Origin of the sequence: Rossellomorea sp. LjRoot5, from assembly GCF_964253455.1 — a bacterium.
Taxonomy (GTDB): domain Bacteria; phylum Bacillota; class Bacilli; order Bacillales; family Bacillaceae_B; genus Rossellomorea.
Map to the genome: position 1 here is coordinate 2,426,526 of NZ_CAXUQN020000001.1, position 21,812 is coordinate 2,448,337.

Consider the following 21,812-nt stretch of genomic DNA (forward strand, 5'->3'; position numbering starts at 1 on the left):
CAGTAACGAAATGAAGAAGCTGCCGGCTTGAAAAATGAGCATGAAAATGAAATATTCTTCCATCCTTGTCACCTCCTGTTGAGGGAAGATATTTGTCCCCACTTGATATCTATGTAAGATTGACTCAGTTCATGCGTTATTTTGTTGTGAATTGGATATTCTGATAGGGGAAAACAAAAATCCCGGATGATCATTCAATGATTATCCGGGATTTTGTATGAAAGTTTCGCTTACATGATATTTTCTATTGCATACCCACACTTTTTTATGTAAATTAGTCAAGTATGTTTAATAGGAGGTATCATCATGAATCACACACAAACCACTCAACGGGTTCAGATCACGACAGCTGATCCATCCGCACTTGGACTTTTCGGACTGGCTATGGTCACCCTTGTAGCTTCTTCTGCCAAACTTGGATGGACTGACGGTGTATCGTTCGTCTTGCCTTGGGCGATTTTCCTCGGAGGCATTGCTCAATTGATGGCAAGCTTTGGAGATGCAAAGCACAATAATACATTTGGTATGACCGCATTCGGTGCGTTCGGGTTATTTTGGCTGGGGGTTGGGACTTCCTGGTTGATTTCATTCGGGGTCTTCGGAGAAGCCGCAGCGGCTGCCATTGATCCAAGTCAGCTTGGCATTGCATATATCGGCTATCTGATATTCAGTATCTTCATGACAGTTGCTGCCATGGAGACTCATAAGGTCTTATTCATCATTTTTGTCCTGATCGATTTCTTATTCATCGGTCTTTCCCTGTCTACACTGGGAGTCGCTCCTGAAGCCACGCACAAATTAGCAGCGATCTCTGAACTGTTCATTGCCCTTTTCAGCTTTTACGGTTCAGCTGCAAGTGTATTGAATACACACTTCGGGAAAGAAACGCTTCCTGTTGGAAAGCCATTCGGAATTTTTAAATAAGCACAAAGAAGAGATAGATGAGTGACTCATCTATCTCTTCTATTTCACTATGGGGATCAGAATATTAGTGGTCTTGTGGTCTTGCTAATCCTCTCTCAAATGCAGCTAAATGATTCTGTGAAGCATTTCTCAATTGTGTGAAGACGATCCTCACATCCTGAGGCAGATTAAATGTCAAAAACCGATCATACATAGCGATATTATCAATCTCCCCTTGAACCCCTGCTGCATAGGCACTTTTTAGTGAATCCGGAGTGGTCGTATACGATTGGGATTGATCTTCAGGCAGCGCCAATCCGTAGCGTTGGAACAAAGTCTGCAATGCGGTAATATGGCGCCGCTCTGCTTCTTTAATCTGTAAAAATGTCCTTACATTCCCGAAATTCTCTAAAATCCGATCGTATCGTGCCTGGGCAAGGTATTCGTCCTGCATGGCATAATTGAGCATCTGGGGAACTGAAAGGAGAGAGGCAGCAAGTGCCCCTTTTGCACCGTAGTCCACTTGTCTTAATGCTCGCCTGCTTCCTTTATTCTGCATGATATAATATAAAAACCATACGGCGTGATTCTGTTCGTCAAAAGCTGCACGCCGAAATGTCTCTTTTATAAAGGGATCCTGTACCTCATCTGAAACGCTATGATAAAAATCCACCGTATCCTGCTCATCCCGAAAGGCAAATTCCAATCCCTTTTTATACGAGTTTGGACAGCCTTCCTGTAACCCAGGACTAGACTCCATCCCTGTCAAATTTCTATAGATGTCAGTGAATGACTTCAAATGTCTTTTTTCGTCCTTACGAATTTCAAGAATCCGTTGTCTTTCATCCTCAGTAGGGGCCAATTTCGCAAGTTTTTCATAACAAATAATGGCGCTATATTCACCATTGATGGCTTTTTGAAGATTTGATTCCAAAGATTGATTCCCTGGTGTCCGGGAATAGCCATCAAGATAAAAAGGTTTAAATTGACGGTAAAATTGATATGGGTTCATTCTAAGTAACACCTCTTTTATTCAGTCAATACATATGATATGTCTGACTGAATAATGGGTGTCTGTATAGTTTATTCTTTCTTTTCCCCCTGGAACGATCTGTACGCTTCCATAAGATCTTCCACTGATATGCCATTGATCTTCATACCGGTTACATCACTGTTTGAAATTTCAGCATGGTTCAAATTGCAGTTATCAAACTTACTACCATGAAAGTCGCAGCGTTCAAACCTGATTGGCTCATTTTTTTCTCCGAGGTTTGTGTCATGAACGTGAACGCCACCCAGTGTGACATGACCCATTTCACTTTGAGACAAATTAAGGTCTGCAATTAACGCTTTTTGCAGATTGATATTTTGAAAGCGGGATTCACTGAGATTGCAATTGTTGAACTGGACACCCATCAGGTTGCTGTTGCTAAAAGTGGAGTAACTTCCATTGATTCCATAGAAATCGATGTTTTTCAGGTTGCTATATTCCACCTGTAGTTCAGAAAGGTCCCCTTCGTTTAATGTATCGCCATGAACGGTAATCTCCCTTGACTCACCCTCTACAACAACCCCTTCTTTCATTTTTTTCTCATAGCAGAATTCATCATCCGCTTCAAAGATCTTTTTGTACCCCATTTTCTCATAAAAATGGTGATTATTCAGTTGTCGACTTGAGGTTTCAAGCTCCCATGTCATCACTTCTGGATACTCAGATTCCATACATTCCATAACCTTAGAGCCGATCCCTTTTCCTTGGTATAAGGGATCGACGAATATCCGGTCTACTCTTCCGTGGCGTTTGCCGACCACTGTTAGAATCAATCCCCCTACAAGTATCCCTTCATAATGGATCTTAAAATAATTCAATTCCCTGATCATGTACTTAGTCATTTCGATTGAATCATACCCTGGTGGCTGGATATTAAAATCAACGATATCTTCCTGACCCCGTAGCCACTTTTCTTTTTCCGTGTCGAAAACGTTCTTTTTTAGTCCGGTAAGGATTAAAGCATCTTCAATATTAGCCTTTTCTATGTTAACAGTGCCCATTGTTGTTCTCCTTTAATCTATTGAAATAGCTTTCTATCAATTTCATAACAGCGAAAGCCCCTGAGCTCTCGTTTGAGAGAATAACTGTCTTTATATTCTTTTCAGGATAATAGGCAGAATGAAAGCTCACCCCTGGGTCATACCCCATCACGTGATGCTTATAGGGTAGATTCAACCACATTCCATACCCATAGTTCACACCTTCTTTGACTCTAACATGGGGTTCTGAAATGAGCCTTGTACTCTCTTCATCAAGTAGCTTATTTGATAAAAGAGCCTCCCAAAATGAAAGCATATCAGGACCCGTGACATATGCCCCACCGTCCGCCCCACCCTGGATGGGAATGGAGTACATATTGGTTCTCCATGAGCGGCCTGGCTCATCAATGTACCCGTAAGCCGTATTCTCAGGTAATTGATCCAGACGAAAATACCCAGATGCGTTCATATTCGCCGGTTCAAAAATATGCTTATTGATGTACTCTTGCACCGTCATCCCAGAAAGCTTCTCGATCATCAACCCCAGAATGATGTATCCTGCATTGTTATAATGAAACCTTTCACCAGGAGAAAATTTCATATAGCTATTTTGAAAGAACGGAAGAAAATCTTCCCCTTTTCTCATTAAGTACATTGGGGTCTGCTTCCACAAATCTTCAAAGTCATCCATCTCTTCCTCATCAAAATAGTCTGGAATCCCCGAGGTGTGGGTAAGTAAATGATGGATGGTCACATTGTCATCTAAATGTGGGAATGTGAAGTTCAAATATTCTTTTATTGGCGTATGAAAAGAAGCCTCTCCCTTTTCTATAAGTTGACAGATGGCTACAGCAGTAAATAATTTACATCCGGATGCAATACCAAATCGTGTATCTAGGGTATTTTCTCTTTCTTCACTGCGATCGGCAGACCCAAATGCCAATTCTAAGAAGCTCTCGCCGTCTCTCTTTACCATAATTGTTCCAGAAAAATGCTCCGTTTCTGCATGTTCTTTGATCATGTTATGTAGTTCATTCATCGTAAACACCCATTCTATTATTGTCTATGTGGAAAATTATAGCATATATAATTAGCCATGAAGAGTCCCCCCTTGACTCCCCATGACCATGTTTCCAGCTGAGTATCATTATCAATCTTACATTTCTTCTTGCACTCTTAACCGTATGAACTTTCTCTTCCCTACCTGCAAAACCATCCCATCTTTAATCTCTACGTTCGACTGTACATCCAGAACCTTTTCTGAATTGATCCTGATGCCTCCATTTATTATCATCCGCCGTGCCTCACTTTTAGAGCTTTGCATGTTTAAGGCTACAAGGAGATCGACTACCGACATGTTCTCTTCTCCCGTCCACTCCTCCTCGGGGATATCTTCAGGAAGTGCCCCTTTTTGAAAGACCTCTTTGAACTGATTCTCTGCCTGTTCCGCTGCCTCTTTTCCGTGATAGATCCTTACAATCGTTTTTCCCAGAAGAATTTTGGCATCCCTCGGGTGAAGGGCACCACTCTTTACTTCAACGGCTAACCGCTCCTTTTCTTCTAACGATAAATCGGTGATCAAATTGAAGTATTTTGTTATCAGCTCATCAGGGATCGACATCGTCTTCCCAAACATTTGATTGGGATCTTCATCAATTCCGATGTAATTATGTTTCGATTTAGACATTTTATCAACGCCGTCAAGCCCTTCAAGTAATGGCAATAATATGACCACTTGTTTTTCCTGGTTGTAATGCTCCTGAAGATGTCTCCCCATCAGGACATTGAACTGCTGATCCGTACCCCCAAGCTCCACATCACTTTCGAGGGCGACGGAATCATATCCCTGCATCAAAGGGTAGAACAGTTCGTGAAGTGAAATCGGTTTTTTTTCTGATAACCGTTTGGAGAAATCGTTTCGCTCAATCAATCGCGCGACTGTGATCTTTGAAGACAAGTGAATCACATCTTCAAGGTTCAAGGATGATAGCCAGCTTGAATTGTAGTGAAGCTCCACTTTTTCCTTGTCCAGGACCTTTCCGAATTGTTCAAAATATGTCTGGGCATTTCTTTTCACTTCTTCATCCGTCAGTTGCTTCCTTGCAACAGATTTCCCTGTGGGATCACCGATTTTACCCGTGAAATCCCCGATAATCAGCTGGACGATATGTCCGTTTTCCTGAAACTGTCTTAATTTATTCAGTACCACTGTATGTCCGATGTGAACGTCTGGAGCAGTTGGATCCAGTCCCAGCTTGATTTTCAAAGGATGGCCAGAAGAAATTGATTTCACCAGCTTTTGTTTCAACTCTGTCTCTGGAATGATTTCATGCACTCCATTTTTATATTGCAGGAGCTGCCTTTCGACTTCGAGCTGTTGAACTTTTGAAAGAGATTCCCATTTGTGATCCATTATTGTTCCTCCTTGATTGATGATGGAAATAAGCAGTTTTTTGGATTCACCGTTATAACGGAATATCCGCCAATAAACCAACTGATCTACTCCTTCCATTTCATAATGTTTAAGCCAAAAACAAAAAACCACGCCCCTTAATAAAGGGACGTGGTTTACGCGGTACCACCCTCATTGAAGATCTCTCTTCCACTCGATTCGGATAACGGACCGGCCGTTCTCTGCTACTTTTATGTTCACAAAGAATGTTCAAGGAGGTAATTCGCGCTTATCTGTGTGCTGATTTCCACCAAGCATCAGCTCTCTAAGACAGGGAGATAAGTCACTACTGATTCCTATCATGACATGTATGATTTAGAATTTTCATTTATTTTACAGAAAAAAGGTGATCATTACAATAGAATTTATATCTTTATCTCACTATCCCCATTACAAATCCATCGTACCCCTTCGATCCGACTGTTTGAACGACTGTTGAATCGATTCTGTCTTCTTGAGACAACATCTCGGCAAATGACCTGACACCTTGAACGCTTTCATCTTCACTGTTTTCGTCAATCACCCTCCCGCCACGAACCACATTATCTGTAATGATAACTGTCCCAGGCTGGGCCAGTTGAAGTGCCCACTTTAAATAATTGGCATTGTTTTGTTTATCGGCGTCTATGAAAATGAAATCAAATGAACCTTTAAGAGATGGCAGTGTATCAAGAGCCGCACCCACTTTGATCTCCACCTTATCTTCTACCCCTGCATTGCGAATATTTCGTGCGGCAACCTGCGCATGTTTTTCACTGAACTCAAGGGTGACCAGACGTCCATCTTCCGGCAGGGCCCTGGCAAGCCAAATCGTGCTGTACCCACCCAGAGTCCCTATTTCAAGAATGCTTTTTGCCCCTTTAAGCTGGGCAAGTAATGATAGGAACTTCCCCTGATTCGGAGATACATCAATCGCAGGAAGTCCGGCTTCACTATTTTCTCTCAGGACAGAGTCCATAATGGAATCCGCTTTTTGTAGTTTACTAGCATAATATTGATCGACTTGTGTCCAAGTATTTGTTGACACTATTTTCTTCACTCCCTTTAAAATCCTCTTGTTATCATAGCATAATTTTCCATTTCAGGATATTAAATTATGTGCATCTCTTATTAAATTCATCAGCAGCTAAATTTTGTAATTGGAACAAACTCATTCGGGAATAGTAAGAAAAACGTGTCTTGGAGGGTTCTTTCTTGGAAACAAATGAGCAGGGTTTGACTATTTTTGCACTGGGTGGACTGAATGAAATCGGAAAAAATATGTATGTAATTAAATATGGTGATGATATCATCATCATTGACTGCGGGGGGAAATTCCCCGATGAAAGTCTCTTAGGGATCGATTTAATTATTCCCGATGTTTCCTATCTTGAGAAAAATAAAGACAAAATCCGAGGTCTCATTGTCACGCATGGTCATGAGGATCATATTGGCGGGATTCCCTATCTCCTCAAAAAAATCAACATCCCTATTTATGCTACTCATTTTACATTGGGATTAATTGAATTAAAGTTAGAAGAACATAAGCTCATCCGGGATACAAAACTTTTAACGATTGATTCTGGGAGTTCAATCCATTTGGGATCCATCGATGTATCTTTCTTCAAGGTCAGTCACAGCATACCCGATTGTCTGGGGATTGTCTTTCATACGCCAGAAGGGAAGGTTGTACACACAGGCGACTTTAAATTTGATCTAACTCCTGCCAATCACCAATATGCAGATATTCATAAGATGGCGCGGATTGGCGATGAAGGTGTCCTGGTACTGCTTTCTGAAAGCACAAATGCAGAACGGCGCGGGTTTATGCCTTCCGAACAAATGGTAGGTAACCATATGGATGAAGCATTCTTTAAAGCACTTGGTAAAATCTTTGTTTCCACTTTTGCTTCCAATGTGAATCGTGTACAACAAGTGGTGGACTCTTCCATCAAGACGAATCGGAAGCTGGCATTATTAAGTCGAAGCATGATCAATGTAGTATCTGTCGCTTTGGACCGAGGGTATTTGACGGTTCCTGAGGGCATGCTGATTGATGCAGGTGAAATCGATGCATTACCTCCAGAGAAAGTAACCATTTTATGTACAGGGAGTCAAGGGGAAGCCATGGCTGCACTCGGCCGATTATCGACTGGGAATTTCCGCGGGGTATCCATTTATCCTGATGATACGGTCATCCTTGCAGCATCACCCATACCCGGTAACGAAAAAGACGTCTCCCGCATCATTGATAACCTCTTCCAACTGGGTGCCAACGTCATTTATGGAAGTGGAAGCTCTACAGGAATGCATGTTTCCGGTCATGGTTATCAGGAAGATTTAAAACTCATGCTGACATTGATGAAACCAACTTACTTTATCCCCATTCACGGTGAATATCGGATGCTTCACCATCACCGTTTACTTGCCGAATCGGTGGGAGTGGAGAATGGGAAGACGTTTATCATCAAAAACGGGGAAGCCGTGGATATTAAGAATTCCATCGCTCGTCAAACTCGATCTCATCCAGCAGGTGATACCTATGTGGACGGCTTGAGTGTCGGGGATATCGGATCCATTGTTTTACGTGATCGCAAGCAGCTTTCAGAGGATGGGATGCTGATCATCTTCGTTACCCTCAATAAATCGGATCATACCATTATTTCAGGTCCTGATACGATCTCTAGGGGATTTGTATTTGTTCGTGATTCAGAGGAACTCCTTAAAGATATTAACCAGTTAGTAAAAAAGGTAGTCGATGATTTGACCGAAGCGAATATCCGGGATTGGAAAGAAATGAAACAAGCAATCAAAAAAGACGTTGGTCAATTTTTATTCAAGCAGTTAAGAAGAAAACCTGTTCTATTGCCGATTATTATTGAGATTTAGTTAAGAGGCACTTTTATAAATATAAAAGCACCCAGCTCATGCCGGGTGCTTCTCAAGTAAGTTATTATTTTTCTACCTTATTTCCCTCATATATCTTCACATCTAAAGGAGCTGCTAAATACTCTGGTGCTCTTCCAACGAATGATGTGAAATGTTCGCTCGTATTATGACTCTCAACAGCAGATGGGTCTTTCCATACCTCTACCATTGTATAGACACTTTCTCTCTCTGTATCCTTCATTAAATCATAAGAAATGTTGCCTTCCTCCGCTCTGGATGAAGCGACAAGTGGGCGGATCTCTTCTAAAAATGCCTGTTCTTTCATTGGATTGATCTGAAATTCTGCGTGTATAATAATCATGTCTTTTCTCCTCGTTTATTTATTTCCATTCTGCAATGGATTCGATTGGTAATCTGACTGATTTGTACCCCGCATCGGCAGCTTTCCCGATAGAAATCAACATAACCGGATAATAACGTTCTTTGTCCATGCCATATGCTTCAGCAATCTGATCTTTTTCATATCCACCTATCGGATTGGTATCATATCCGTGGGCACGTGCAGAAAGCATCAATTGCATGGATACTAATCCTGCATCAATAAGATTCATTTCCCTGAACTGATCTGCAGCCATCGTTTCAAGTAAACCTTTAATGGCTGGCAGTTGTCTGTCTCTTACTTCTGCAGGCATTAGTCCTTCTTCGACAGCTTTATTGTAAATTTCATCTGCATAACCAAGGCTGTTCATATCAACAAATACAGCGATGACTGCAGAAGATGTTTTCACTTGGGTTTGATTAAATTTGGCAAGTGGTGCAAGGGTTTCTTTTCCTTCTGCACTGTCGATTACAACAAAACGCCAGGGCTGCAGGTTAACAGAAGACGGTGCAAGTGTTGCCTCCGTAAGAATTTCTGTCATTTCTTCTTTACTGATTTTCACGGATGGGTCATAGTTTCGGATGGAACGGCGACCTGTGATAATTTCATTGAAATCATTAATTTTTGTTGTATTCATGATGCATTCTCCTTCATGTGTTTTGATTAGTATTCGATTTCTTGAACATTGTCCTGAATTCGATTCAGCATGCCCGATAAAATCGAACGTTCTTCTTCAGTGAATTTCTTGAAGACTTTAGAGATGAAAATCTCTTTCTCTTCCCTGTAAGCCTCAATCTTCATTCTTCCTTCTTCTGTCAGTCGAACATAAGTAAAACGGTTGTCCGCAGGATTCTTACGACGGGAAACCATTCCTTTTCCTTCAAGTTGTTTCAAATGCCTGGTCACGGCGGCACTGTCAATATTCACTTCACGTTGAAGGGCGGTCTGGCTGATTTCTTCCACTTCAAACAGTCTGTGCAATAGGTCCAGTCGCGATTGACTGATACCTGTACAGCGCTCAAATTTCGGACTCATTTGCTTATATATATCATTGAGTTGAACAATGATCTTCTCTTCCTCACGGCACGAGTTGGACAAAGCATCCTCCTCCTATTAATTAAATGATTGACAGGTCAATTATTGACCCGTCAATTAATATAATATATTTAATACTGAGAGTCAAACATTTAGATCCAGACGAAAAAAAATGCCGGCTAAAAGGATTTCTCCTTAGCCAGCTTACTTCGTTTCTACACTGATTTCACTATATGCAGATGTCAATTCCCTCAACTTCCTAATAATTTCCCCTTCATAATCTCCTGTAAGTGGGATTTGTTCATCAGCAAAGCTCGAAAGTCCTTCATGGTACCCTATCATGACAGCATGTCTTGCTTTCTGGAACATACTGATATCATTGGCATCATTACCAAAAGCAATAAAGTCTTCTTCATCCACTCCAAATCGCGAGAGTGCGCTCCACTTATGAATATTGGAAGGGCTGATATCCACTACGTTTTCATTCGTATGTATGTTTACGACGATATCCAAGTCTTGCAATTCATCAATTAATCCCTGAAAGTTAGATGCTGATAACAATAATATCTTCACAATTGAGTTCAGTGAAGCGACTGGATGCCTCTGGGCAAGATTGTCAGGATCAAGGAAATCAAGGATTGGATGATCGGCAGCACCTGTATAAGCGTAATCCCACTCGCTATCGATTAAATAGGTTGCCTCATATTGATGGATGAGGTCATGGATCCTCTTAAGGTCTTTTTCATGGAAAGAAGTTGCATCAATCACTTTTCCTTGATGATAAAGAAGAGAACCGTTCCCACCAATCAAAGGAAAAGAATGCAATCGATTATCCAGTACAGGGATCATATCCCGAATCGGTCTGGCAGATGCAAAAATCACTTCGTGGCCATTCGATTTCAGCTCAAGTAAACATTGGACGATTCTTGTTGAAATCGGTTTTCCTTTAAAGCAAATGGTTCCGTCTAAGTCAAATACGAATTTCATATATGTACACCCTTTCACAATATGTATGATTTTACCATATAAGATAAAAGCGAAGAACCATTTCATAAAAAAAAAGACTTACTCCTTTGGTAAGTCCAATGCCTGATACGCAGCCTGAAATTTCCCACCATCCGCAACTTCCGAATGATACAAGGCTTTAAGGGCAAATGTTCTCTCTAAATTCATGTCTTCCATCAATACTTTCAGTCTTCCTTGTAATTCTTTATTATCTCTGACTAACAGTTTCATTTGTGACTTCATATATCTCATACGGCTTTTATTCCTCTCTTCCAGATGCTCATTCCATCAAGTATATCACTGATACCCATAGGACTAAAGGGATTTCTGTTTGAACATCAATTTTCGTGGCATTTCCTGCTGGTACACATTCTTCATCTAAAAATAAAATCACTCGATACAGGTTTTTCCCTGATCTCCCTTGCCCACACGGATAATTGCCCGATATGATGAATTTCATGGGTGACGACATGCTGCATTATTTTTTTGTATGTAAAGGTATACGTTTTACCTGACTTTGAAGTCATATTGAATTCTTTCTTATCATAGGCTGGTGTCCATAAAGATAGAAAGCTCTCGGTTTGTTGCCGTGTCAATTCCGAAAATGCGATGACTTCTTCCAGTGTAGTAATAGCATGGATATCTTTTTCCATGGGGGGAATCCCCTGCAATTGATTCATCCATATCTGTTCACAATCAGCTACATGAAAAAGATTTTTCAGAATGCTCCCCATCCCGCCTGTCCTCTCTTTATTGAGTTCTACAGAGTTCATTCCTCTACACCATTCAAACCAATCATCCCTCACTTGCCAGTTATATGAAAAAAGTTCTAACATCTAATCAACCTCCCCTTCATATATAATGTATTTAACTATCTGCTTATTCTTTTTCTATGGAAATCTAGTACATTTAAATCATCTTTATAACATCCCTAACTATAGAGTGATAAAACAAATAGGAGTCCATCGACTACTGAGAGACATACTAGCGTGATCAATAATCTTTTTCTCCCCCACGTTTTTTTAAAATATAAATATAGCAATCCAAAATAAACGAATCCAACAGTGAACAAGCATAAAAAGAATTCCCTCATAATCTTTCCGTTAATATGAATGCCATTCACATGAACCCATTCGAATTTTTCATTAATATTCAATGGGACTGTGAAGAACATAACCCCCCACCCAAAGAAAATAAATATTCCCAGCAATCGAAGGAAAGAATACATACTCACCTGCTGTTTGGTTTGATTGTATACTTCCTCCTCATAATCAATACCGGTTTGATTTACTCTCAATCCCATAAAAAAATCCTTTCTGTCTGTTCTTTTCTACTAATACGAAAAACAGGCAAAAAGGTTTCAATTTTTCCTAAATTTATCATTTATTGGAAGCCTATCGACCGAAATATTTCCCTAGATATACACCGCTTGCCGCGGCCTGCGACAGGGAATGAGTTTCTCCCGAACAATCACCAATCAGAAAAAGATTTGATATATCCGTTTCAAAGTTTTCATCCGTAGGTAATTTCGGTTCATGAAATTTCGCATCCAACCCGTACAGAAGCGTATCAGGGTGGATCGGTTCCCCAATAAGGGTTTCCATAGAAACTAAAAACTCGATAAGCGCCCTCCCATACAATTCCGGGACCTCTTTTCGCATATTTCCGCATTCCGCATTGAGGGACGGACCTATCAAATTCCCCTCCAACGATTCAGTACGTCTATGGAGTTTAAAGTCTTGCAATCTCTGAACGACAATCCTCCCTCGTCCTTGATTGATTCCACCTATGATGTCCCCTGCATATTTCATTGAATCATCATGGGATTGAAAATAACGCGGAATGAATAAGCTGAAGTTCAGGTTCGCACTCGGTGTGTCCTCTTCACGGGCATTTTGTCCGTCCGGCATCACTAAACCATGCTGGTGCTTCCGGATAATCCGCCCTTGTGGATTCATACAGTAGGTCGTGGCATTGAATGAGTCCCTTTCGATCTTAAGCTTTGTTTCAAAGGTATCTTTTAATATCGATTGAAGTTGATCACCTTTCATTTCTAGGCGTATCCCCATATCCAGACGCGTTTTTCCCGGAAAAAGTCCAAGTGATGCTGCTTGTTCTTTAAGCCATTTGCTTCCACTCATTCCTGTGCCGATCACCAATTTTTCTGTGGTGAATTGACCGCTAGTCGACTTTAAAAGAAAGTCCTTTCCCTTTTTTGCAATGGTCTCGACATGTGTTTCAAAACTGAAAGTAACACGGTTTTGAAGAATCTCAAACATCTTTTGAAAAATCTCGCTCGACAGCCGTGTTCCTAAATGACGGACCTCCGTGGAAAGAACCTTCAAGCCCGCCTCATTGCCCCTACTTGAAAGCTTCTCATTTTTCGTACTATATGTGTGAATGGTATCACCGCCAAATTCACAGAGAATATGGTCTACTTCCTTCATCAAGTCAAGCGTGTTTTGCTGTCCGATTTTCCTGCCAAGTTCTCCGCCAAAATCAGTCGTATAATTAAATTTGCCCTCGGATTTCCCTAGGCCTGCAAACCCTATGTATTTACTGCACACACCTTCACACGTGCAGCTTCCTCCCTCATCCAATCCACATGTACGTTCACTCAGTTCCTTGCCGAGATCAATCATGTGGATGGAAACATGTTCATTGAGGTTCATCAAGGTATAAGCAAGAAAAATACTGCTTACTCCTGCTCCGATGATGGTGATCTCATGGTGATTCGATTGCATCCCCTTTTCCCCTTTCTACGTTCCCCGTTATTTCATAACGATTAAACCGATTTTATTCATTACTATCTCAATTATATGCTATTCCCATCCTACCATAATGAACTTATGAGGTCCGTCCCTCTTCTAATCTTTCAAACTATGATGGAGGTAGGGGATGGAGGCGAGTGTCGAGATCGCACCGGCAAGCACGATGGTGAGGTTGGTTCCCATTGCTTCTGCCAGTATTCCTGCCAGAAATGCGGCGATGGGCATGAGGACCCACGTCATGAGACGACTCGTGGCCTGCACCCTCCCCAATAAGTGATCGGGGGACAGCGTTTGTCGGATTGTAATGATGCAGGGACTCATTATCGAAGCACAGAAGGTCCCTACTGCGTTCATGATAACGAGCCAGAAATACGATTCCATCAACCCGAAAGAAAGAATTGAAAGTCCTCCAATCATAGAGGCCGAAAATAATATGCTTCTATAAGAAAACCGTTTCCGCAAGAAATTCGACGTCACCGCACCTATAATCGCACCCACTCCGCCAGCTGATAACAACCAACCTATCATAACCGTATTTATATTCAGGGAATCTTTTAAGTGAAACACTAATAATGTAAGGAACAACGTTGTTCCGAATACGGAAGATACCATGGCCAGATTTGTGTACAAAATTGGTTTGGTCTTTAGAACGAATTCAAATCCCTCCCTGATCTCTCCCCAAATGGAAGCTCTTGATGAATCTCTCTCATTCCGCATCATCCTGAGACTCGCAATGGCAAGAAAGGATACCAGAAAGCTGACGCTATTCACCAACAGGGCATATCCTGGATTTAAAAAAGAAATGATTAATCCACCTATACCTGGTGCTAAAAAAACAGCTGAATTAAACATCCCCGAATTCAGTGAATTCACAGCTTGAAGGTCTTCTCTTCTCACCAGATTTGGAACTGAAGCAAATTGAGAAGTATTATAGATTTGACTTAATGATCCAATACCAAACACCACGGGGTATACCATCCACATCTCCAGAGTACCGATTATAAATAGAATCCCGATCATCCCGACAAGTATGCACCGTCCTAAATCGCATAAAAGGAGCAGGCGCTTTCGGTTGAAACGATCGGACAAGACACCCGCGAAAGGCTGCAACAGAATCGGTAACCTCTCAAGTGCCGCTACAATCCCCATGCTCACAGGTGAACCTGTTAAAGATAAAACCATAAGTGGAATGGCAATTAAATAGATCTGATCTCCGAAAAATGAAATCAGATTTCCACCCATGAACCTGAAAACAGGATAATTTTTCTTTAAAGGCGGGAAATCTGCCATTTGACTCACCGTGACCGCACGCTCTCCCATTCTGGACACCCCTTTACTCCTCTGTTAAATAGTGATTCAATTCATTCGATAACGATTGAACAGTATGCTCTTTCAGGCGATACTTCCCATTCCGGGTTTCGACGAGCCTAGCAGACCTGAGAATTTTCAGATGGTGGTGGACGGTGGATTTCCCCATGCCCAGTTCATTGGTGATTTCCTGAAGAGTCCGTTCTGATCCCTTCAAGAATTTCACCATTCGTAAGCGGGCTTCATCCCCGAGTGCCTTATGCTTCTGGACAAGAAAATAACTTGGCATATTCTTATCATCCGGATAAATACTTTCATTGGCTACAGGGTAATAAAACACCTTCACTCCTTCAACATCCCCTTCGACGTTCCAAGGACGGTAAATGGACTGGGGAATGAGGAGTACTGTGTGGACAGCCGGCTCGGGCAAATAAGTGATGCCGCCTGTGGCCCATTCCACCAAAGCCTCAGGATTTAGCTTTTCACTCATCTCTTTCTTAGACTGTCTATCCCTAGTCAATATTCCAGATAGTGTCTCTTGTTCAGGTCGAATCACTTCTTCATACCATCTGGTCATTACACTCATTAAGTGCTTCTTAAGGTTGAGGACATTTGTGGTGCAGATGAATTCAATATAGCCTGGATAATATGGGTTATCATCCGTCTGTTCCTTTAATCTGTTCCTTGCTGCCACATCCCCCTTTGATGCAAGCTTTCGAAGTTCCTGAAATTTAAGCCCTATGTAGGGAATGCAATGATATTTGACTTCTTCATCATCAAGGTCATCCATGTACGTGATGAAATCTTGTAAGGTTACAAATTCTCTTTGATGCAATAATAGAAGAAGGGATTTCCACGTATTATTCTTTTCTACATATTCCAAATCCTGGATCAATGAGTTGCTTAGAGACTTTTTTAACTTGTCCCATGATGCATTGGTTTTTTCTAAAGTATCAATGAGCCTTGTGTTGGTGATGGCAGCAATCCCTAAAGCACATTCCCATAGCAGGGAAGATTCAACCCTTACTTCATATGTCTCTCTTTTTCGACTGGTCATATGGAGCACATCCATATTCACACACCTCTTTTCCAAAAATTTCTTCTTAATAAATATTCTATAATTATTGCATATTAAATTCAATATAAATCGAACCTATATTCAAAAAAGTTCCCGGTTCTCCAGAAAACGTGGATTTTCATTATCATTTTTAAAAAATGAGATCCAATATGATGAGTTTCAGTAGGGTATTCACAACAAAAAAGCACATAAATCCCAATCAGGAATTCATGTGCTCTATTCATACATATTACGATTTTACTTTATCCTTCTTGATCTGCTTACTTCTCAACTGACCGCATGCTGCATCGATATCTGTCCCCTGCTCCACACGTACACCACAGTTGATGCCATGTTCAAGCAATGTCCCGTAGAATTCAACGATCGCTTCTTTTGTACTCCGTTGATATTGATTGTGCTCGTCGACCGGGTTATAAGGAATCAGGTTGACGTAAGAAAGGTGACGCTTATTCTTCAGCAGTTTCGCCAACTGAAGGGCTTCTTCCTTATGATCATTCACATCACTCAACAAGATATATTCAAATGTTATACGTCGATTTGTTTTTTCTAAATAGTAATCAATCGCTGGCATTAATTTCTCGAGCGGATACGCACGGTTAATCTTCATGATCCTTGTACGCAATTCGTTGTTTGGTGCGTGAAGAGAAACGGCCAGGTTGATTTGAATATTCTCATCGGCAAATTTGTAAATCTTATCAGCAAGTCCACTTGTGGAAACGGTAATATGGCGCGCTCCGATGGAAAGACCCTTCTGGTCATTCACGACACGGAAGAAGTCCATCATATTATCGTAGTTATCGAACGGTTCACCAATTCCCATCACGACGATGTGACTGACACGTTCCCCGTTTCCTGCTTCATCTAAATGATGTTGAACATTCATAATCTGTTCGACAATCTCGCCGCTGGATAAATCACGGTTCTTCTTCAAGAGTCCACTTGCACAGAATGTACAACCGATGTTACAGCCTACCTGTGTCGTGACACACACACTCAGGCCATAGTTAAAACGCATCAGAACGGTCTCGATCAGATTTCCATCTTCAAGTTTGAACAAAAATTTGATTGTACCGTCCTTCGATTCCTGTTTAACCTCTTGTGTGAGCGTATGAAGATAGAAGTGATCATCCAATAGCTGTACACAGTCAGCGTTCAAATTCTTCATATCCGCAAAGTTTGTCACTCTCTTTTTATATAGCCAATCCCACACTTGAGCCGCGCGGAATTTCTTTTGTCCGTTTTCAACAAGCCAAGTGGTCAGTTGATCTAATGTTAATCCATATATGGATTTCTTCTCCATTTAAAACCCTCATTTCAAAACTCTACAATTTTCTACTTATCTATACTACTTAAAGTATGGGAATGTTTCAAGGGATTTATAAGTGTTGAGAAGAATTGGAATTCCGTAATATAGTAAAAAGATAAAAAATATACGCCGGGAACTTTGCCCGGCGTATGGTGTCTTAATGATTGATTCGTTGGATGAAATCATCCAATTTCTCTTTATCTTTCAGCTTTCCATTACATTCACCACTATCCTGACAAATATAATTGCCTTTCTTTACAAAGGTTCCATGTGCAGACGTTTTGGATTCGGAAAGGTAAAATCCTATGCTTCCAAACGTGTTACATATCGTACAAAGCCCTTTTTTACTACTGCTTTTGAACGTTCCTTTGAACCCTCTAAACTTCCCTTCGTATTCTGCAACAATATATTTCCGTTCCTGACCGTAATCATTCCAACCCAGATAGGAAATGTCTTTTAACTCTATTTCATCCAATGCAGGTGTTTTTAACTTTTTTACCTTAGGGAATAATTTTTTCACTGCAGAATCACTCAATGCAGGAAAAGGGATCACGAATGACTTTAGTCCAATCAGAAAGTCCTCAGCTTGCTCTGTATCCCGGATAGTAATAATCGTTTCAAGTTCCTTCAGCTGCAGTGGGGATAGGTCTTCAAATAGATTCATCACCTTATCGTACACGAGTCCTCTCAATGCTTGGAGAACACCAAGATCATTTACCGTTGAATATCCGTTAATCAGCGCCTGTGTTTGATACTTGATGAAATTGTATTGATCATTTCGAATAAATGGATCCATCGTTATCGCTCCTAAATCTAAAACATTTTATACTCTTTTATCTTTTCAGCCATGCAGATAAGCATGTACTCTCTCATATACTATATACCCTTATTATGCTTTCTGGATATGTAGAGTTTCACTTAGAATTAATATATACACTGAAAAAAGCACTGATACAACTCAGCGCCTTTTATAAACGATTTTCTTGATTGTTTCACTTGAAAGGTAATGTTCACCGGCTAATTCATGAATCGACTTTCCATTTGAGAAAGCTGCTTTGATTTTGTCATTTCGTTCATCAATGATCCTTCTGCTTCCGGAACGGCTCCCCCACTTCCGGTATTCCGCTTTCGGTTTTGGTATATAGAGGGTTTCCCCCTGTACATATTTTTGAATTTCTTTTACTAATGATTGAGGTAACACGCTTTCCGCTTTTACATATTTCATTTCAGTCAGCCCCTTATCTTCTACCTGAATTCAGTCAATAAGGTGCAAAGCCGACTTACTAGAAATGGACTTTCAGGGCGATCAAATTAGATACCATCCCATGCAAAGTGTCGCCTTTCTAATAATAGGCTTTGCATGAGACGCTTGGGACTCTGGCAAGATCGATCTCATTACCACGTCACCACCTCCTTCAACTATTTTCTTCTATTATAAAACAAATCCCCTTTATATCCATAAATTTTATTCATATATAAACGAATCAACATCACAAATATGTTATAATCTTCTAAATATAGTAAAGGAGATGTTCCCATGTTTTCATTTACCGTAGATAAAGAGATTTCAATCGAGCTATTTCAACAGCACCATAAGGAGGAATTATACGAGCTGATTGATTCGAACCGGGATCATCTTCGCAAGTGGCTTCTGTGGGTAGATAAACGCCGATCACCAGAGGATTTAGAGCCGGTCATCCCTATTTGGATCCAGAATTATGCGGATAACAACGGATTTGATGCAGGGATACGTTATCAAGGGAGATTAGTCGGTATGATCGGACTCCATTTTATAGATTGGAAAACCCGTAGCACGAGCATTGGATATCTCCTCAGTGAAGAAGCACAAGGTAAAGGAATCATCACACGGACCGTTTCTTCCCTGGTAAACTATTTATTTAACGAATTGGATCTTAACAGGGTGGAAATCCAATGTGTCGTCAACAATGAGAAAAGCATAGGGATTCCAGTACGTTTAGGGTTTGCAAAAGAAGGTATCACACGGGATGGGCAGTGGTTATACGATCATTATGAAGACATTGTGACCTATAGTATGTTAAAAAAAGATTGGCCGGTTTCATGAAATCAACTGAATAAAACCACCCGTTTTCCTGAGAAAACGGGTGGTTTTATGTTCAGTCCGGACTAATCACTTAATACTCCTCTTTACCTCTTCCCCGATCTTGTTTATGGCTTTTTCCCAATCAGCCCATTTACCAGATGCATCCTTACAGTGAAGCAGCAAAAAAGAATACCAGTTGTCTGTTTAAGTCTCAAACCAAGTACCCTCCAAGGCTCTTACGTAACGGTCGGCAGACTTCTGTACTCTCTCATGCGCATTTTCCTTTACAACGCGATGAAAGGCATTGTATAAACGGGCAAACTTCATTTCATTCACTTTTGAAGCGATCTCTTTTACTTTTGAAGACGGAAGAGGAATAAGGTTTGGATAACTGTACATGAAGCTGACCCACTCCCGGTCTGCTACTACCTGGATAATGTCCCCTGTGAGAAGGATGCCTTTACCATTAAAACCTGATTCCCATTCCAGGACGGCACCCCCTTTGAAGTGTCCACCAAGTCCATGAATGGTGATTCCGTTATGTAAATGAATAGATTCACCTGACCAATAAACGATGTGATCGCTTTTCCTCATTACCCATTCCCGGTCATCCTCGTGAATATAGATGGGCACGCCGAAAACTTCCGCCCATTCTACTTGAGTAGAATAATAATGGGGATGGGATAATGCGATGGCGTCCAAGTCTCCCAGTCTAGTGATCTCACTGATTGTTTCTTCATCAAGATATGAAATGCAGTCTGGAAATTATTACATTATTATTCTCTAGAACGGTCCTTCCATTTGCAATTCGATTCAATCATTCGGAAATTTTCCCGTACACACATGTATCGGTTAATCGTTCTCCATCGACTGACAGATCTTCATTTCGAAGGATCCCCTCCAATTCATAGCCGATTCTTTCAGGAACCGCCCTGCTTTTGTCATTCGTCGATTCACATCTTATCTCCACTCTTTTTCCATTCAGCTCATTCAAAGCGAATTCCGTTAATTTCCCGACCGCTTCTGCCATATACCCATTACCACTCATTCGGGTATCGATCCAATATCCGATTTCAAATTTCGGAACACTCCAATCGATGTTGTGAAAACCTGTTGAACCGACGAATTCATTGGTATCTTTCAAAAAGATCAAATACCTCAGGCTTTCCCTGGTAACAAACTTGGCGTGCGCTTGACGGGTATTCGTCTCCGTTTCTTCAACAGATGGGTTACTTCGGGCAAAGCCGAGCCACGGCTGTAATTCTGATAAGGAAGCCTTGATCGCTGCATTGACTGCACGGCCGTCACCCGGTTGAGGCATCCTTAGTTCCAGTCTTTCTGTTTCGATCATTGTAGGAACATCAATTAATACGGTATTCATTTCAAAACACTCCTTTTTAATAAAATAAAAAACCCTCCTCCTCAAGAACTAAATCCTAAGGACGAAAGTCATCACCTCAGTTATCTGCATTTGTACGTTTCCAGCCTTAACGAATTCTCAGTAATGGGATTCCAGTACGTAATTTCTGTATATATCAGATTTATGCAATGCTCCGATCGAGTCGTTTAATTGGAAATATTTTAAATTATTGAAATTATAAGGGAAAATCCACTTCTTTGTCAATATACCTGGTATACTATTATTCGCCTATACTAAATATGAATAATACTCTATACTAGAGGAAAAAGATTCAACTGGAGGATGAAAATGACTCACCATACAATCACCACATCCATTGGGGATCAATTGATTGAAAGGAAACAGGAAATCGCCAACTCGATCTTCTCTGAACTTGCAACATCTTACCCTGACCTATATGTCGAAGAAAGAAGAAATGACAATCTGCCATATTTTGTCCAGCTGATTGAACTCATTAGCAATGGATTACTGAAAGGAGAAAGGTTTGAGAGTCATTCAAGGCACTGGGGAAAAGAGGTTGGAAGACTTGCTTCCGGTCAAGGAATCCCTCTCAATATGTCAATAAGCAAAGTTTCTCTCTATAAAAAAGTGGTATTAGAAAATATTGTTCTTCATAATGATGACACTTTGACGAAAGAGCTCCTCCTGCAGATTACCCATGATATCGACGAATCTTTTACGACGATGATTTCCGCTTTTTGTGAAGCGTATAGTGAATATGCAGATGAGCAGTTGAAGATCTCTGAAGAAAAATATCTATCCTTATCTACACCGGTTGTCCCCATCTTCTCGGACCTCGCTGTACTGCCTTTAATAGGTCAAGTCGATGAAGTTCGTGGAGAAATGATGGCAGAGCATGTTCTACTCGAGTGCAAAAAGCTTTCCATACAACAATTGATCATCGACCTTTCCGGTGTGTATGAAGTGAATCCGTTATTTCAACAAGGAGTCATGAAACTGATTGACAGCCTTAAATTACTTGGAATTGAACCGATTTTATCAGGAATGCGTCCCGAGATGAGTATCGAATTTGTTCAAATGGGCATTAATATTTCTACAATTAAAGTCTATCAAACACTTAATAAAGCCGTAGAAGCTCATTAATCGCTTCTATAACCATGAAAAAGGACATCATTAGCTGAAGTCCTTTTTTATATGTATATGAGATAGCTAACGTAAGTTTAAATTAGCCGA

At 40.8% G+C, this 21,812-nt stretch carries 22 protein-coding genes, 1 pseudogene and 1 other annotated feature; of the genes and pseudogenes, 4 read left to right on the plus strand and 19 right to left on the minus strand.

Annotation, left to right across the window (positions count from 1 at the left end; genetic code table 11):
* Positions 1 to 306 precede the first annotated feature (306 nt).
* The gene (locus tag ACSQ2E_RS12540) at positions 307 to 924 is read left to right on the plus strand and encodes an acetate uptake transporter (RefSeq protein ID WP_435990951.1); all 618 of its coding nucleotides are present in this window, start codon (positions 307 to 309) and stop codon (positions 922 to 924) included.
* Positions 925 to 988: 64 nt separating this feature from the next.
* On the opposite strand, the gene ACSQ2E_RS12545 is transcribed toward ACSQ2E_RS12540, so the two are convergent.
* From ACSQ2E_RS12545 to ACSQ2E_RS12565, 5 genes are all read right to left on the minus strand, one after another.
* A complete protein-coding gene (locus tag ACSQ2E_RS12545; RefSeq protein ID WP_435990953.1) occupies positions 989 to 1,915 on the minus strand; it encodes a ferritin family protein in 927 nt (308 codons plus the stop codon).
* Between the two features lie 71 nt (positions 1,916 to 1,986).
* The gene (locus ACSQ2E_RS12550) at positions 1,987 to 2,955 is read right to left on the minus strand and encodes a GNAT family N-acetyltransferase (RefSeq protein ID WP_435990955.1); all 969 of its coding nucleotides are present in this window, start codon (positions 2,953 to 2,955) and stop codon (positions 1,987 to 1,989) included.
* Complete coding sequence (locus ACSQ2E_RS12555) at positions 2,942 to 3,973, minus strand: serine hydrolase domain-containing protein (RefSeq protein WP_435990957.1); 1,032 nt, start codon at positions 3,971 to 3,973, stop codon at positions 2,942 to 2,944. Before ACSQ2E_RS12555 ends, ACSQ2E_RS12550 begins: the two co-directional genes overlap by 14 nt.
* Positions 3,974 to 4,090: 117 nt before the next feature.
* The gene (tyrS, locus tag ACSQ2E_RS12560; protein ID WP_435990959.1) at positions 4,091 to 5,347 is read right to left on the minus strand and encodes a tyrosine--tRNA ligase; all 1,257 of its coding nucleotides are present in this window, start codon (positions 5,345 to 5,347) and stop codon (positions 4,091 to 4,093) included.
* Positions 5,348 to 5,488: 141 nt separating this feature from the next.
* Positions 5,489 to 5,698 (minus strand) — a binding site (T-box leader).
* A gap of 61 nt (positions 5,699 to 5,759) precedes the next feature.
* Entirely contained in the window at positions 5,760 to 6,416 is a 657-nt protein-coding gene (locus tag ACSQ2E_RS12565; RefSeq protein WP_435994526.1) for an O-methyltransferase, read from the minus strand.
* A gap of 164 nt (positions 6,417 to 6,580) precedes the next feature.
* Between ACSQ2E_RS12565 and ACSQ2E_RS12570 the strand changes: the two genes are divergently transcribed.
* Positions 6,581 to 8,254, plus strand: a complete 1,674-nt coding sequence (locus ACSQ2E_RS12570; RefSeq protein ID WP_435990961.1) for a ribonuclease J — start codon at positions 6,581 to 6,583, stop codon at positions 8,252 to 8,254.
* 64 nt (positions 8,255 to 8,318) lie between these two features.
* On the opposite strand, the gene ACSQ2E_RS12575 is transcribed toward ACSQ2E_RS12570, so the two are convergent.
* The 12 genes from ACSQ2E_RS12575 to ACSQ2E_RS12630 form a co-directional block, all read right to left on the minus strand.
* Positions 8,319 to 8,615 (minus strand): putative quinol monooxygenase, encoded by a 297-nt coding sequence (locus ACSQ2E_RS12575; protein WP_430336916.1) that lies wholly within the window; start codon positions 8,613 to 8,615, stop codon positions 8,319 to 8,321.
* A 19-nt stretch (positions 8,616 to 8,634) separates the two neighbouring features.
* Positions 8,635 to 9,270: a nitroreductase family protein gene (locus ACSQ2E_RS12580; RefSeq protein ID WP_435990963.1), complete on the minus strand. Its 636-nt coding sequence runs from the start codon at positions 9,268 to 9,270 to the stop codon at positions 8,635 to 8,637.
* A gap of 26 nt (positions 9,271 to 9,296) precedes the next feature.
* Entirely contained in the window at positions 9,297 to 9,731 is a 435-nt protein-coding gene (locus ACSQ2E_RS12585; RefSeq protein ID WP_435990965.1) for a MarR family winged helix-turn-helix transcriptional regulator, read from the minus strand.
* Between the two features lie 141 nt (positions 9,732 to 9,872).
* Positions 9,873 to 10,655: an HAD-IIB family hydrolase gene (locus ACSQ2E_RS12590; RefSeq protein ID WP_435990967.1), complete on the minus strand. Its 783-nt coding sequence runs from the start codon at positions 10,653 to 10,655 to the stop codon at positions 9,873 to 9,875.
* Positions 10,656 to 10,733: 78 nt separating this feature from the next.
* Positions 10,734 to 10,925, minus strand: coding sequence for a hypothetical protein (locus ACSQ2E_RS12595; RefSeq protein WP_435990969.1), 192 nt, complete (start codon positions 10,923 to 10,925; stop codon positions 10,734 to 10,736).
* Positions 10,926 to 11,047: 122 nt separating this feature from the next.
* Positions 11,048 to 11,509 carry a DinB family protein gene (locus ACSQ2E_RS12600; protein ID WP_435990971.1) on the minus strand — a complete coding sequence of 154 codons (462 nt, stop codon included), beginning with the start codon at positions 11,507 to 11,509 and terminating at the stop codon, positions 11,048 to 11,050.
* Between the two features lie 558 nt (positions 11,510 to 12,067).
* Positions 12,068 to 13,417 (minus strand): NAD(FAD)-utilizing dehydrogenase, encoded by a 1,350-nt coding sequence (locus ACSQ2E_RS12605; RefSeq protein WP_435990973.1) that lies wholly within the window; start codon positions 13,415 to 13,417, stop codon positions 12,068 to 12,070.
* A gap of 123 nt (positions 13,418 to 13,540) precedes the next feature.
* A complete protein-coding gene (locus ACSQ2E_RS12610; RefSeq protein WP_435990975.1) occupies positions 13,541 to 14,764 on the minus strand; it encodes an MFS transporter in 1,224 nt (407 codons plus the stop codon).
* Positions 14,765 to 14,777: 13 nt separating this feature from the next.
* Positions 14,778 to 15,824, minus strand: a complete 1,047-nt coding sequence (locus ACSQ2E_RS12615) for an ArsR/SmtB family transcription factor (protein WP_435990977.1) — start codon at positions 15,822 to 15,824, stop codon at positions 14,778 to 14,780.
* A gap of 235 nt (positions 15,825 to 16,059) precedes the next feature.
* The gene (rlmN, locus tag ACSQ2E_RS12620) at positions 16,060 to 17,130 is read right to left on the minus strand and encodes a 23S rRNA (adenine(2503)-C(2))-methyltransferase RlmN (protein WP_034759748.1); all 1,071 of its coding nucleotides are present in this window, start codon (positions 17,128 to 17,130) and stop codon (positions 16,060 to 16,062) included.
* 163 nt (positions 17,131 to 17,293) lie between these two features.
* The gene (locus tag ACSQ2E_RS12625) at positions 17,294 to 17,932 is read right to left on the minus strand and encodes a FusB/FusC family EF-G-binding protein (protein ID WP_435990980.1); all 639 of its coding nucleotides are present in this window, start codon (positions 17,930 to 17,932) and stop codon (positions 17,294 to 17,296) included.
* A gap of 162 nt (positions 17,933 to 18,094) precedes the next feature.
* Positions 18,095 to 18,361 (minus strand): CD3324 family protein, encoded by a 267-nt coding sequence (locus tag ACSQ2E_RS12630; RefSeq protein WP_435990982.1) that lies wholly within the window; start codon positions 18,359 to 18,361, stop codon positions 18,095 to 18,097.
* A 312-nt stretch (positions 18,362 to 18,673) separates the two neighbouring features.
* Between ACSQ2E_RS12630 and ACSQ2E_RS12635 the strand changes: the two genes are divergently transcribed.
* Complete coding sequence (locus ACSQ2E_RS12635) at positions 18,674 to 19,219, plus strand: GNAT family N-acetyltransferase (protein WP_435990984.1); 546 nt, start codon at positions 18,674 to 18,676, stop codon at positions 19,217 to 19,219.
* Between the two features lie 183 nt (positions 19,220 to 19,402).
* Here the strand turns inward: ACSQ2E_RS12635 and ACSQ2E_RS12640 are convergent.
* Both ACSQ2E_RS12640 and ACSQ2E_RS12645 read right to left on the minus strand, forming a co-directional pair.
* A pseudogene (locus tag ACSQ2E_RS12640) lies at positions 19,403 to 19,957 on the minus strand (hypothetical protein); the annotation flags it as partial.
* 58 nt (positions 19,958 to 20,015) lie between these two features.
* Positions 20,016 to 20,579: a GNAT family N-acetyltransferase gene (locus ACSQ2E_RS12645; protein WP_435990986.1), complete on the minus strand. Its 564-nt coding sequence runs from the start codon at positions 20,577 to 20,579 to the stop codon at positions 20,016 to 20,018.
* Positions 20,580 to 20,906: 327 nt separating this feature from the next.
* On the opposite strand from ACSQ2E_RS12645, the gene ACSQ2E_RS12650 reads away from it, so the two are divergent.
* Positions 20,907 to 21,722 (plus strand): STAS domain-containing protein, encoded by an 816-nt coding sequence (locus tag ACSQ2E_RS12650; RefSeq protein ID WP_435990988.1) that lies wholly within the window; start codon positions 20,907 to 20,909, stop codon positions 21,720 to 21,722.
* Positions 21,723 to 21,812 lie beyond the last annotated feature (90 nt).